Source organism: Brachyspira alvinipulli ATCC 51933 (assembly GCF_000518245.1).
Classification (GTDB): Bacteria; Spirochaetota; Brachyspiria; order Brachyspirales; family Brachyspiraceae; genus Brachyspira; species Brachyspira alvinipulli.
This window is the reverse complement of the sequence record NZ_JADF01000018.1, coordinates 123,419-138,087: the sequence shown is the minus strand read 5'-3', so window position 1 is coordinate 138,087 and position 14,669 is coordinate 123,419. Positions and strand designations below refer to the sequence as shown.

Sequence of the window (14,669 nt, the reverse complement as noted above, 5' to 3'; positions counted from 1 at the left end):
TAATTAATAGGACTCATGAATCCTTATTCATTATTACTTTATTAAATTCCTGCTTTCATAATATTCTTTCCAACGTTTGCCTAATTTCTCTGCTTTTATTTTTACAGAATTATTAAAATAGTTTTTCAATTTAGGCAAATCATCTTTGTTTTCTTTGGCAACACTTCCTATTAAATTTTCAACCAAAGTATCCATCTTAATTTTCTTATCCCCATAATAATAAGAGTGAAGTGCAGACTGATAATAAACAGAAACAGCTTCAGCGGTACTCATAATAGAATTTAATTCCTGTATCTTTGCATTTTCAAAACTCGCCCCACTTCTCAATTCATTAAAAGTAGTAGCAAGAACATCAACTACATCATCTTCTACATTTATATCAATGTCGGCAAGTTCAAAAAGTGTTTTGCATTGATTTGTTATTATTTCACCTTCAAGTTTAGGATTTTTTATAGGCTCTACAGTCTCAAAATTAAATCTTCTTTTTAAGGCACTGCTCATTTCATTTATACCCTTATCTCTTGTATTGGCAGTAGCTATTATATTAAAACCAGCCTTAGCAAATAATACTTTATTCTGTTCGGGTATGTTTAAAATCTTATCGCTTAATATACTTATTAAAGAGTCCTGTATTTCAAGCGGACATCTTGTAATCTCTTCAAATCTTGTAATAATACCATTATTCATACCTGTATAAACCGGTGATGGTATTAATGCTTCTTCTACAGGTCCTTTTGCAAAAAGCATAGCATAATTCCAAGAGTATTTGATATTATCTTCATTAGTACCAGCTGTTCCTTGTATGGTAACGGTACTGTTTCCGCTTATAGCTGCTGATAATAATTCGCTTAGCATAGTTTTTGCTGTACCCGGTTCTCCTACAAGCATTAACCCTCTGTTTCCTGCTATTGTTATTATGGCACGCTCTACAAGGGCATCATCCCCGTAAAATTTTCTTTTTATAATTGTGCCATCTTTAAGTTTTTTACCTAAAATAAAATCTCTTACAGCCTGAGGAGAAAGCTGCCAATTTTTGGGTTTGCTGTTTTTATCTTCTTTTTTCAAGGCTTCTAATTCTTCTTTATAAAGCTCTTCCATTAATGGTTTTTGATGTAAATTTTCTTCTTTATTAATTTTAGACATTTTTTTACCTTTGAGATTTTATATTTTGTGCAATTATATATTATATACCTCATGCTTGCAAATATAGAATTATAATAAATATCAAAAAAGAACTATATATTGTTTTACTTTCAAAAAATCAATTTAATATATAAACAAAATAATTTTAGGATTAATTATAATGGGATATGCTATACTTCCTCCTGAATATATAAACAAAGCAGAAAATGATTATCATATATTTGAATCTACAATACATACAAATAAAAAAGATAAAACTTTATATATAAAAATTAAAGATTACAATGATGTTAATAACTCATTATGCGGTAATTTAAATGAAATAGAGGATCAATTCTTTGATTTCTCTCAATACAGCATAAATATAAATTCTGATGACTATATAAAAATTAACACATATCAGTATTATAAAAACAATAACAATATTTACTATATAGACAATATAGACTGTTTAAAGATATTAGTTCTACTTTTAAACGCTAATATATGTGAAAGTTGTATATCAAGCCTTTATAATTATTATAAAGATTATGATGATGAGTATTAATAAATTGATTTTTTTTATTTTAAGTATTGACAAAAAAATAAATTAGTATATAATATAAACCATCCTTAACTAGTTTGGAGTTGTAGCTCAGTTTGGTTAGAGCGCCTGCCTGTCACGCAGGAGGCCGCGGGTTCGAGCCCCGTCAACTCCGCTTTTTTATTTTAAAATAATGGAGTACATTAATGCCTAATATAGCTTCCGCATCTAAAAGATTAAGACAGAATTCTGTAAGAAATTTATATAATAGAAAAATTAAAAGTTTTTTAAATACTCAAAAAAAGAAAGTTATTAAATCTATAGAGAATAATGATAAATCATCAGCTATGGAAGAATATAAAAAATATGCAAGTGCTTTAGATAAAGCTGCTAGAAAATCTGTTATACATTCTAACAGAGCCAGTGCTAAAAAATCTGATATTATGAAAAAAATTAATGCTATGAATTAAAAAATATTTTATTTTAGTATAGAATTTTAACCCCATATATTCGATATATAAAGAGTATATGGGGTTTTTTTTATACCATTTTACAATAATAAAGTACAACATATAAAAATTTAATTGAATTTATTACTAGTTTTATTACATTATACAATATAAAACTATGATTAAAAACTATTATTAGAATATAATGGTATATTAAAGGAGGTTGTAATGAGTATCAAATTACTAAGCAAAACCTATAATATATTACTAAACAATGAAGAAGAATACAAATCTTTAATTGACGAATACAATGATGTTAAAAAAGTTCATGAATCAGAAAATGAAATAGAAAAATAAATATATATTTTTTGTAAAATTATGTAAATAAAATTTGACAAAATTAATTATTTCTATTATACTCCTTAATATATAGTGATATAAAAAGGAGCATTTATGAAAAATATTCTTTTATTTTGTACCATTATGATTTTATCATTATTTCAATTAGTATTTGCAGAAAAAAAGATAATAGATATTGATAAACTTCCTAAAGATGTTAAAGAGTTTATTGCTTATTATTTTTATGGAAATGAAATATTTTTAGCAGAAAGAGAGAAAACAGGAGATTATATAGTAAGTCTAAGCAATGGAATAGAAATAAAATTCAAATGGACAGGAGACTGGCTATACATAAATGGAAATAATAATAAAATCACTCATAATGTACTTCCAAAAAAGGTAATAGATACTATAATCAGATTATATCCTCAAAGTGCAATATTAAATACATCTGTAAATGATAATAGATATGATATTCAATTAGATAATAATATGAACTTGTACATAGAAAAAAATGGTAAATTAATAGGAAGAAAATACGAATATTAATAATGATATATTTTTTATTTTATTATAACATTTAAATATTGTTTATGAAAAAAATTATTATAATATTGTTAATAAGTTCATTATTGTATTCTCAATCCATGACTGAAAATTCTCTTCCGCTAAAAGCTAGAAATTTCATTAATATGAATTTTCCAGGTAATAATATTGAAACTGTAACTTTATATCAGGGAAGCGGAGGATATGAAGTAAATATAGATTTAGGTTATAAATTTATTTTCTATGAAACAGGCCTTTGGAAAAAAATAAGCATTATAAGTGAAAATGATGAAAATACAAAAAATGGAATTCCAAGGAGCTGCCTACATAAGTCTATGGTTAATGTTATAGATAATGAATACCCTGCTTCAAAAATAACAGATATAGAAAGAAAAGATAAAAATTTCATAATAGTATTAGACAATAAATATAAAATAGAAATCAGCGGATATGGTATTATTATAAGTAAAGAAAATTTAGAAGAAAATAATAATAACAATACGAATTAAAATTATTATTTGGACTTATTAAGAGCTTCCGTGGATTTATCAATATCTCCTAAAGCCATATAAACATCTGATAATGAAGCATAAACTTCCTTATTAGAATCATCAATATTTATACATTTTTCAAGAATATAAAGAGCATTATCATAAAGTCCAGCAAAATAATATGATAATCCCAAAAAATGATAAGAAGCTACATATTTGTCATTAATACTTATAGACTTACTCAAATATTCAATTGCATTAATATAATCTTTAGACTTATAGGATAAAGCCCCTAAATAATGATAAATTAAATAATCAGAATCATTTATTTCTAATGCTTTATTAAGAAAAATCAAAGAATTATCAAAATCATCGGATAAAAAATAACAAACAGCAATATTTAAATAAGCAGAATAATTATTATTTTCAATCTCCAATACCTTATTAAAAAACTCAATAGCCTTTTGATAATCACCTTTTTCCTTATATGAAAGCCCAAGCCAATTAATACTGTCATAATCATATTTATTAAGTTCAACAGATCTTTCAAAGGATTCTATAGCTTCATCTAATCTATTTAAATTATATAATGCTATACCTAAAGTACGCCAATTAAGATATTCTCTAGGTGCTATCATAAAAGATTTATTTAACACATTAACAGCCTCTTCATATCTTCCAACCTCTATATAACAATTTCCAAGCCAATTTAAACTAATATAATCATTGTTCTCAAGTTCATAAGCATGCTCCAAATGAACTATAGCATTATAATAACTTTTTATTTTTGTATATGATATACCCACAAGTCTCCATATAGAATAATCATTGCTGTTAATAAGAAGAGCCTTTTTAAAAATTTCAACAGCATCTCTATGTTTTCCAAGCTGCGTATAAAAAATACCGAAATCTACCATAGCTTTAACATTATTAGGTTCTTTTTCGCATATATCCTTATAATAAAGTATCATATTATTAACTTTACTTTCTAAATTATCATCAGGATTTTCCATATACTTTATTTCTTCCTTTTTAATTAATTTATATTTTTAATATATTAAAAGTTAATATTTTTTCAAGTTATTAATTTATTAATGAGCAAATTAAAAATTGTATTATAACAGTACTATTTTTTATAACACTATTGATTTTTAATTGCAAATTTATATTATTAAAATAAATTAATTGACAAATTATTAAGCAATTATTATAATATACCATATATAGGTATATAAAAGGAGTTTCTTACATGAAAAAAATAATAATAATAGGAGGCGTTGCTGCAGGAATGAGTGCTGCAGCTAAAGCAAGAAGATTAGATAAAGAAGCAGTTATTACCGTTTATGAAAAAACTGATATTGTATCTTGGGGAGCTTGCGGAATGCCTTATTATGTTGGAGGATTTTATGATGATCCTAATACAATGATAGCAAGAACTGCAGAGGCAACTATAAAATCAGGAATAGATTTGAAAATTAATCATGAAGTTTTAAAAATAGATGCTAAAAATAAAAAAGTGTTGGTTAAAGATATTATTAATAATAAAGAGTTTGAAGATAATTATGATTCTTTATTAATAGCCACAGGAGCAAAATCCATAATACCTAATATACCAAATATTAATATAGGAAATGTATCTACTTTAAAAGATTATCAAGATGCTATAAATATGAAAGAAAAGATGAAAGATTCTAATATAAAAAATGTTATAGTGCTTGGAGTTGGTTTCATAGCTATAGAGGCCGCCCATGCTTTAAAACATATAGGTAAAAATGTTACTATAATACAGCGTTCTGACAGAGTATTTGGAAACAAATTTGATAAAGAGTTCTCTGATATGGTAATAGAGCATATAAAAGAACATGTTGATTTGCATCTTAATGAAAAAGTAATGTCTTTGGAAGCTGATAATAAGAATAATGTAAAAGCAGTTGTAACAGATAAAGGAAAATATGATGCTGATTATGTTGTTGTAGCAATAGGAGTTAAGCCTAATAATGATTTGGCAAAAGATGCAGGAATAGAACTTATGGAAAATGGAGCCATACTTGTAGACAGAGAAGGAAAAACAAGTATTGATTCTATATATGCTGCTGGTGATTGTGCTAGTATATATGACAAAGTTTTAGATTCTCAAAATTATGCTGCTCTTGCAACTGGTGCTAATAAATTAGGAAGAATGGTTGCTAGTAATTTAGTAGGAGGACATGAAAAGTTTATAGGAAGCTTAACTAGTGCTTGTATACTTGCATTTGAACTTGAAGCAGCACGCACAGGAATAACTGAAGAAGAAGCTAAAAAAAGAAATATCAGCTATAAATCAGTTACTATAAAAGACATTGATCATACGCATTATTATCCGGATTATCAGGATTTGCATATAAAATTAATATATTTATCAGACAGCAGAAAAATCATAGGCGGACAAATATTAGGAAAAAGAGGTGCTGTATTAAGAGCGGATGTAATAGCAGCATGCATACATGCCGGATTAACAGTTGATGAATTGGGTATGCTTGATTTATGCTATGCTCCTCCTTTTGCAAGAACTTGGGATTCTTTAAATGTTGCTGGAAATGCAGCAAAATAATTAATTTAAGCAAGTATGAAGTTTATTTAATGCTTTATACTTGCTTCTTTATAGTTTTTGTTAATTTTAATTATAAAGCTGCTAGCAAAATTTATTTTAAAAAGCCTAATTTTTAAAAAATTGAAAAAAATATTTATTAATTGTAAAATAAAAATTATGAAAGAATACAACTCTAAAAAAAGATATTTAGGCGAATTTTATACCCCATTAATATTCGCTGAAAAATCCTTAGAATATATATACAATACAATTGATAAAAAAGAATTGGAAAATGGTAATTATAGAATATGGGATATGTCATGCGGAACAGGAAATTTAGAATATTATATAGATAAAAAATATCATAAATATTTATATATGTCCACTATAAATGATGATGATATAGAATACTGCAGGAAAAATTTTAAAGATGCATGCCTATTTCAATATGATTATTTAAATGATGATATAGATAACAAGTCTTTTAATTATAATAAACTGCCTAAAAAATTACAAAAAGATTTAAATAATAAAAATATAAAATGGTTAATATTCATTAATCCGCCTTATGCTACAAGTCAGGTTGCAGGTACAAACTCAAAAAGTAAAAGGAATGTTAGTTTAAGTAAGATAAGAGATATTATGCATGATGAAAAATTAGGAGAAGCGTCAAGAGAGTTATATGCTCAGTTTATGTTTAGAATAAATCAAGAGTTTATAAATAATGATAATGTTATTCTTGCAATATTTTCTAAGACTAACTATATAAAATACAATAATAATGAAAAATTTAGAAATAAAGTATGCAATTATAAATTTATATCAGGCTTCATATTCTCGTCTTCAAATTTTGACAATACATCAAAAACAACTCCATTTCCAGTAAGTTTTATAATATGGAAGATAAATAACAAATATAATATAAGAAATGAAAATATAATATTAGATGTTTTAGATGATAAAGGCAATATTATAGATAAAAAAAATTATAGTGTAGTTGATAAAAATAATCTGCTTAATAAATGGATAAAAAGAGTAAGAACTTCCCATACATTCGTACCTTTATCCTCTGCAATCAAAGTAAAAACAAGCGGACATGATATAAGGGATAAAGTATGTGAAGGATTTATAGGTTCTCTTATGAGCTGCGGAAGTGATTTACAAAAGCAAAATCTAACAGCAATATTCTCAGCACCTCAGGCATCGGCTGGATCATTATCAATAACTAGTGAAAATTTTGAAAAGGCTATGATTATACATGCAGTTAGAAGAGTTGTAAAGGTTACTTGGCTTAATGGAAGTGATCAGTTTTGTATTCCTAAAAAAAATCCGGATAAAAATTTCATTCTTGACTGCGTTGTATGGAGTTTATTCTCTACTTCAAATCAAAGTTCTTCTATGAACAATATTTTTTATAAAGATAAATATTACAATATAATTAATCAATTTTATCCATTTGATTATAAAGAAGTATATTCTAACTGTAAATTATTTGAATATAATAATGAAAAAAGATATGCGTATCAATATTTAGAAGAAAATAAAAAATATGTTTCAAAAGAAAGTTTTGAATTAATTGAAATAGGAAAAGAGCTTTATAAGTTTTTTTATTCAAATATAGAAAAAATTGATAGAGAAAAATTTAAAATATCTTTATGGGATACTGGATTTTGGCAGATAAGAAAGTCTTTACAAAATTCAAAATTAGCAACTGATATATTAAAAAGATTGAAAGAGAAAAGAGAAAATCTTAAAAATAAAATATTAGAAAAAACAGATAATTTTATTTCTTAAATATTAGCTATAGATTTATATTCTTCTATCAATAATTTGTAATCTTCTTCATTAAAGAAGAAATTATTTATAATTTTTATCATAATCAATGTTTCCTTTATAATTTTATACAGTGCATATATTATGATATATATATGCACTGTTATAAAAATTGGGGTAAAAATTAGTTTGATTTATTATTATGAGACTTTTTCAAAATTACTTTTAGGCTCTCCGCATATAGGACATACCCAATCTTTAGGTAAATCCTCAAAAGGAACAGAACCTTTATATTCAAATCCACAAGTCTTACATTTATAAACTGCTTTTGCTGTAGTAGTTTCTTCTTCTTTTTTATAAGCATTAGCAGTAGAAGCATTTGCTGGAGTATTACCTTTTATTACATTATGATAATAAGCATAAGTCATAGAAGGAGTATCATTATCAAATATATCTGCATCTAAAAGTTCACCTATAAATATAGTATGTGTATGTACATCAAGACTATCAATTACCTTACAAATCAAATAAGCATTAGCTGCTTTTATTATAGGAAGTCCATTTTTCATTTCATAATTGACATTTTCAAATTTATTATTATCCCTAGAACTTCTAAATCCAAAACCCCCTATCAATGTAGCATCACTTTTTTCTGATAATATAGAAAGAGCAAATTGACCGCTTTTCTTTATACATTCATTAGTATAATTATTTTTATTAACACTAATCATTATAGTTGTAGGAGTTGCTGTAATTTGAGTAGATGTGTTTATAGTACATCCTACAGGCTTATCTCCATCCATAGCAGTTAAAATATACATTCCATAAGAAAGTTTAGTTAAAGCAAAAGTATCCATAAAATAGCCTCTTATTAGTAATAATTACTAATTATATATTTATGTTAATAAAAAGTCAATACCATATAATATTTTTATATAAAAAAACCCTGCCTAAATTAATAGACAGGGCATAATATGTCAATTTTATGCGGACATCTAATTAAATATTTAGTGAGCTTAAGTTGAATTAAAAGACTTTATTTAAATTAGCAATAGCAATAAAAATATCAGCTATGCTTCATGATTAAATTAAGTTATATATTCTAGCATCCGCAAACAAAAATCATTTAATAATCCAATCCCTGCTGTAATTTTTAATATTAATCTTTCATTCTTGTAGAATTAGGATCTTTCATATAATCTCTAGTAAGCTGGGCAACTTTAGGAGATAATATTAAAAGTCCTATCAAGTTAGGCAAAGCCATTAAACCATTTAATGTATCGCATATTGCCCATATTAATTCTAATTGGCTTACAGCACCAATTAAACCAATTATTAAGAATACTATTCTGTAAGTATAAGAGGCTATTTTATTTCTTTTTGTAAGATAACCTAAAGCAACTACACCATAGTGAGACCATCCTACAAAAGTAGAGAAAGCAAATAGCACCAATGAAACTGTAAGTATTATTGAACCTGCTCTTCCCAAATTAGCACCATAAGCAGCAGATATTAATTCAGCACCGTTTAATTTAGTACCTTGATTTAATTCTAAAAAAATTATAGCCATAAGACCAGTTAAAGTACAAACGAAGAAAGTATCAACTAATACTTCAAATATTCCCCATAATCCTTGTTCTATAGGGTTTTTAGAGTTACTAGAAGCATGAGCCATAGGAGCAGTTCCTAAACCAGCTTCATTTGAAAATATACCGCGTGCAAAACCGTATCTAATTCCCATCATTATTGCATATCCCATAAAACCAGCACCAACTTGTTTTAAAGAAAATGCTTCTTCAAATATTCTTTGGAAAGCACCCGGAATTTTGTCTAAATTCATACCTAATATTATTATACCAGCAACTAGATATATAACGCACATAACAGGAACTAATTTTTCTGTAACAGTAGCTATTCTTTTAATACCGCCTATGATAATAACAGCTGTTAAAGCAATTACAACAATACCAGTAACTATATGAGGTACTCCAAAATTTTGATTCATAACGGCAGCCATTGCATTAGTTTGAGTCATATTACCAGCACCGAAACAAGCTAAAGCAGCAAATGCAGCAAATATACTTCCAAGCCAAGGCATATTAGCACCTTTAGATATATAGTACATAGGACCGCCGTGGTTATGTCCTTCGCTGTCTTTTACTCTGTAATGAACTGCTAAAATGATTTCGGAATATTTAGTAACCATTCCAAAAAAAGCAGCAAACCACATCCAAAATAATGCTCCCGGGCCTCCCGCAACTATGGCAGTTGTTACACCCGCTATATTACCTGTTCCTACCGTACTGGCTAATGCAGTACTAACCGCCTGAAAAGGCGTAATATTGTCATCAGCATCCTGTCTTTTAGCCAAAGAACCAATAGTGTGTTTAACCCATAAAGGTATTTTTGTAATTTGAATAAATCCAGTCCTCACACTTAAGAATATACCTGTACCAACCAATAAGGTCAACATAACAGGACCCCATACAAAACTGTTGATGACGCCATTAATTTGAGATATCATTTCAACCATTTTTTCTCTCCCTAAAATTAATTTATTTATATATAAAGTCTTTTAACTCTATATCCTATATTTACTAGCACCTCATGGCTTATAGTTCCAATTCTTTCTGCCATTGTTTTAGCATTTAATTTTTCATCATCCCCAAATATTAAAACCTCATCTTCTGATTTGATATTATCACTTCCTATATCTACAATAATTGTATCCATACACACTTTTCCGCGTAAAGGATAGTATTTACCATTAATTTTTACTTCCCAATCATTAGATAGTTTTCTTGATATTCCGTTAGCATAACCAACAGGTATAACAGCAACTTTAGTATCATTATTTGCTGTCCAAGTCATACCGTATGAAACTGTTTCTCCTTTTTTTACCCTCCTTACTAAAGCAACCCTTGATTTAAAATTAAGCAGCGGTTTTACTTCTATATCAGCTTTGTTAGAGTAACTATACCCATATAATATTATACCAGCACGAACCATATCAAAATAAGTATCTCTATATGAAATTAATGCTGCTGAATTTGCTGTATGAGAGTTATTTATTTTTATATTATTGGCATTTAAAATAGATAAAACTTCGTTAAAAATATTAATTTGCTTTTTGGTAAACTCCTTTGCATAATCTTCCATCATATCAGCCCCAGCATAATGAGTATTAATCCCCTCTATGCTTAAAGTATCATATGATAAAACTTTTCTTGCTAAATCCAATACATCTTCCGGCTTAGCACCAGTCCTATTTAATCCAGTATCAACCTTTATATACAAACTTAACTTTCCGCCGTATTTTTTTAAATAATTGTCATAATACGGAAGGCATTCATCATTACTAATTATTGGAGTAAGATTATATCGGCAAACTAATTCCGACTCATCTTTAAAATGCTGAAATAAAACTATTATTGGAAGCATTACTCCGCTTTCTCTAATAATTATACCCTCCTCAACTGTGGCAACTCCCAAAGCATCCGCCCCAAATTTTTCTGAAGCATTAGATATAGGAATGATGCCATGTCCATAAGCATCTGCTTTAACTATATTAAGTAATTTTACTCCATTTAATAATCTACGTATATTCTGCATGTTATTTTTTAAATTACACAAGTTGATTTCAGCTATAGTATAATGCGACATATCCAATCCAAAACATATTATAAATTTTAGTATAACTATTTTTTTATGTTTGTCAATAAAATTCATTTTTTTTATTTAAAATCATATTTGTTGTGATAAAAAATATCTTTATATTTCAAATAAAAAAATAAGCGAAGCATTTATATTCTACATATAACACTTCACTTATTTAAAAAATATCAATATTATATAATTATTTTTCAAACATTTCTGGATTTTGGAAATCCTCTTTAAGCATTTCTAAAACCTCTTCATTGTTTTTAAATCCCTCATTATCTTGTTTAAACTCTTCTTCAAGATTCTTAAGCTCTATATCCATCCTCTTATCTACATAATAGTTATTAGAAGATGCATCAATTTCAATATTATCTTTTTCCTCAATTTTATCAGCATTAGTAACAAATTTAGTCATAAGCTCATTGAATTTATTAAATATCTCATTCAATTTAGCAGTAGCCTCATAGAACTCCTTATTTCCTTCAACCGTTTTAACAGATAATTCATTAAGGAATGACATAGCATGTACAACCTCTTTGGCTCCCTGACTATTTGCCTCAATAATATCGGATACCTCTCTAGTTATTTGGTCAAGTAATGTAATTTGGCTATCCACCACATCACCGCTATTCATCTGCTCTTTAACACTCTCTTTAACACCTGTTGTAATGTTATTTAAGTGTCTGATAGTTTCAAGAATATCTCTTCCTCCAACTTCTAATTCGCTATTGGCTGTATTAATTTCAGAAACAACTCTTGCTGTATTTTCAGACATATCAAGTATGTTATCAAGGGATTTACCACTATTACTAGCAAGTTCCACTGTTTCTTCTATTCTTTTAGTAATAGCTTTAATAATGTTAGTAATAGATTTGGTATTATCAGCTGTGTGCTCAGCCAAAGATCTAATTTCGTCTGCAACAACAGAGAAACCTCTACCTTGTTCACCAGCATGTGCTGCCTCAATAGCTGCGTTCATAGCCAAAAGGTTAGTCTGCTCAGCAATACCTTGAATAACGTTAACTATCTCTTTAATCTGGTCAGAACTTTCTTCAATACCTCTAACAGCTTCAATAACCTCATCTACTGTATCACCTCCGTCATGGGCATCTACAAGTAATTTTTTAGAGAAACTATCTGCCTTATTAACACTTTTTGCCACAGATGTAATATTGGATATCATCTCTTCAATAGAAGCTGAAGTCTGTTCTACAGCGGATGACTGACGCTCCATATTATCATTAATTTTATAAATTGTCTGTAATAATTCTTCTACAGCAATAGAAGCTGATGAAAATGCATGTCTTTGCTGATCTGTAGAGTTTGTAACATTCTGTATTGAATTAATTATATTATTAACACTTGCAACACTTTCTGTAATACTTGAGCTTTGGTCATTAATTCTATTTGTATTCTCATCAATAACCTTTTCTATAATTTTTATTTCATCAAAAACCTTATAACTTTCTAACTTTAACTCTCCTATCAAAGTATCAAGTCTGGATAAGAATAAATTAAAATTGTATATCAAAACTCCTATTTCATCATTGTTTTTGGATGAAATTCTTTTTCTTAAATCACCATTTACTCCAATAAGAGCTTCTGTAGATATGTTGGCTTTTTTAATTGATAATAATAAGAATTTAAGAATTACTATATATATTACAAAAGCTAAAACAAATACTGCTATATGTAAAGAAACATATAAGAATATTCTACTATCCATATTGGATTCTCTTATAATAGAATTAATATCTTTATAATATAAAGCTATTAATTTTAATTCTTTCAAATAAGAAACTATTACTATGGAATTACTATTAGCTATAGGTATATTTACTACTGAATCAAAAATGTTATTTTCTACATTATTTTCAAATTTTTCAATATATGAACTTAATTCTACAGAAGATTGTATTACTTCTGAAATTCTTTCTGATATATATCTGCTGTCAGAACTTAAAACTATATCTCTATCATTAACCCTATAATAAACATATGACCATTTAGATAGTATATCATTATTTTTTATCATTTTTCCTATATCGCTAATATCAGCCTCTGTTATTATATACCCCAAATCATTACCAAATAAATTTAACTTTGAATAAGAAGATATATATATACTGTTTCTATCATATACATTAACGTTAAAAGCTATATTATTAATCTTTATATCATTTTCTAAGAATGTATGCATACTTAATGAATCAGAAGATCTCGTTAAATATTTTCCAGATGTATCATCTTTAGTTATAGATATAGAATAAGGTAAATCTGTATCCAAATATTTATCGTATATATTAACAGAAATACTATTATAATTGTTATTTAATGTATTATTATAATATGGAAGTTTATTAACAAATTCTTCCTGAATCATATTTCTTGTTATAGTATTTCTTCCTGCATACATACTCAAGACAAAGTTATTATAAGAAATCATATCTGATCTTACTTTGTTATTAAAATCACTAATATTTCCAGCTACATTAAGAACTTCATTTAAAGTTTCATTACTAACCAAATTAATATAAGTATTTTCTTCAACTCTGCAGTAGTTTAAAAGGAAAGCAAATACTATAGAAGAAAAAAACAAATAAACTGTAAGACCTAATTTAGCAGTCAATGGTATATAAAATGTTACTACATTTTCTTCTAATTCAAAATCTTTAGAAAACATCTTAAATAATAATGAAATTACAAAAGATAATAGACATGCATTTATAGTTGCTGCAAATAAAGCTATTAATATAGTATATAAAAATGAATCATTAACTACTGAATATATTATCAATTCTAAAATACTTCCTACAAGCGAAAGTACAAAAAATACAAATATTGTTTTACTTGCAAATTTTACTTCTAAATTTGCTTTCCATCTTCTGGAATATTTAAATAGGAAAATAAAGGAAACTACAGCCAAGACAATTTTTATACCATATATTGGAGGAATATCCCTATATATAATAAACATAAATATATTCCAAAATACTATATCGATTAATAAGTATATAGGAATGATAAAAAGTCTTAATCTACTAATAACATGTTGTTTCAATTTATCTAAAACCATAATATCCTCTATATTGAATAATAAATAATATGCAAAGTATATGATATACTATTATATATTATCGTATGTTTTTTATCAAAATTTATTTATAATAAAAGTA

The 14,669-nt window shown here is 26.8% G+C and carries 13 protein-coding genes and 1 tRNA gene; 8 read left to right on the top strand and 6 right to left on the bottom strand.

The window, feature by feature from the left end; genetic code table 11:
- Positions 1 to 33: 33 nt before the first annotated feature.
- Positions 34 to 1,143 carry an ATP-binding protein gene (locus T324_RS0102085; protein ID WP_028328760.1) on the bottom strand — a complete coding sequence of 370 codons (1,110 nt, stop codon included), beginning with the start codon at positions 1,141 to 1,143 and terminating at the stop codon, positions 34 to 36.
- Positions 1,144 to 1,303: 160 nt separating this feature from the next.
- Between T324_RS0102085 and T324_RS0102080 the strand changes: the two genes are divergently transcribed.
- The 6 genes from T324_RS0102080 to T324_RS0102055 all read left to right on the top strand — a co-directional run bounded on the left by T324_RS0102080 (position 1,304) and on the right by T324_RS0102055 (position 3,509).
- Entirely contained in the window at positions 1,304 to 1,690 is a 387-nt protein-coding gene (locus T324_RS0102080; protein ID WP_028328759.1) for a hypothetical protein, read from the top strand.
- 76 nt (positions 1,691 to 1,766) lie between these two features.
- Positions 1,767 to 1,841, top strand: a tRNA-Asp gene (locus T324_RS0102075).
- A gap of 31 nt (positions 1,842 to 1,872) precedes the next feature.
- Complete coding sequence (gene rpsT, locus T324_RS0102070; RefSeq protein WP_028328758.1) at positions 1,873 to 2,136, top strand: 30S ribosomal protein S20; 264 nt, start codon at positions 1,873 to 1,875, stop codon at positions 2,134 to 2,136.
- Between the two features lie 207 nt (positions 2,137 to 2,343).
- A complete protein-coding gene (locus T324_RS18700) occupies positions 2,344 to 2,472 on the top strand; it encodes a hypothetical protein (RefSeq protein ID WP_281171791.1) in 129 nt (42 codons plus the stop codon).
- A gap of 96 nt (positions 2,473 to 2,568) precedes the next feature.
- Positions 2,569 to 3,003 (top strand): PepSY-like domain-containing protein, encoded by a 435-nt coding sequence (locus tag T324_RS0102060; RefSeq protein ID WP_051436768.1) that lies wholly within the window; start codon positions 2,569 to 2,571, stop codon positions 3,001 to 3,003.
- 44 nt (positions 3,004 to 3,047) lie between these two features.
- Entirely contained in the window at positions 3,048 to 3,509 is a 462-nt protein-coding gene (locus T324_RS0102055; RefSeq protein WP_038374937.1) for a PepSY-like domain-containing protein, read from the top strand.
- Between the two features lie 5 nt (positions 3,510 to 3,514).
- Here T324_RS0102055 and T324_RS0102050 read toward each other — a convergent pair whose 3' ends face one another.
- Positions 3,515 to 4,504, bottom strand: a complete 990-nt coding sequence (locus tag T324_RS0102050; RefSeq protein ID WP_028328755.1) for a tetratricopeptide repeat protein — start codon at positions 4,502 to 4,504, stop codon at positions 3,515 to 3,517.
- A gap of 236 nt (positions 4,505 to 4,740) precedes the next feature.
- On the opposite strand from T324_RS0102050, the gene T324_RS0102045 reads away from it, so the two are divergent.
- Positions 4,741 to 6,081 (top strand): CoA-disulfide reductase, encoded by a 1,341-nt coding sequence (locus T324_RS0102045; protein WP_028328754.1) that lies wholly within the window; start codon positions 4,741 to 4,743, stop codon positions 6,079 to 6,081.
- Between the two features lie 156 nt (positions 6,082 to 6,237).
- Positions 6,238 to 7,854 carry a hypothetical protein gene (locus tag T324_RS0102040; RefSeq protein ID WP_028328753.1) on the top strand — a complete coding sequence of 539 codons (1,617 nt, stop codon included), beginning with the start codon at positions 6,238 to 6,240 and terminating at the stop codon, positions 7,852 to 7,854.
- 179 nt (positions 7,855 to 8,033) lie between these two features.
- Here T324_RS0102040 and T324_RS0102030 read toward each other — a convergent pair whose 3' ends face one another.
- From T324_RS0102030 to T324_RS0102015, 4 genes are all read right to left on the bottom strand, one after another.
- On the bottom strand, positions 8,034 to 8,690 hold the full coding sequence (locus T324_RS0102030; protein ID WP_028328752.1) for a flavin reductase: 657 nt from the start codon (positions 8,688 to 8,690) through the stop codon (positions 8,034 to 8,036).
- Positions 8,691 to 8,992: 302 nt separating this feature from the next.
- Positions 8,993 to 10,366 (bottom strand): alanine/glycine:cation symporter family protein, encoded by a 1,374-nt coding sequence (locus tag T324_RS0102025; protein WP_028328751.1) that lies wholly within the window; start codon positions 10,364 to 10,366, stop codon positions 8,993 to 8,995.
- Between the two features lie 26 nt (positions 10,367 to 10,392).
- Positions 10,393 to 11,496 carry an alanine racemase gene (gene alr, locus T324_RS0102020; protein ID WP_028328750.1) on the bottom strand — a complete coding sequence of 368 codons (1,104 nt, stop codon included), beginning with the start codon at positions 11,494 to 11,496 and terminating at the stop codon, positions 10,393 to 10,395.
- 193 nt (positions 11,497 to 11,689) lie between these two features.
- The gene (locus T324_RS0102015; protein WP_028328749.1) at positions 11,690 to 14,569 is read right to left on the bottom strand and encodes a methyl-accepting chemotaxis protein; all 2,880 of its coding nucleotides are present in this window, start codon (positions 14,567 to 14,569) and stop codon (positions 11,690 to 11,692) included.
- Positions 14,570 to 14,669 lie beyond the last annotated feature (100 nt).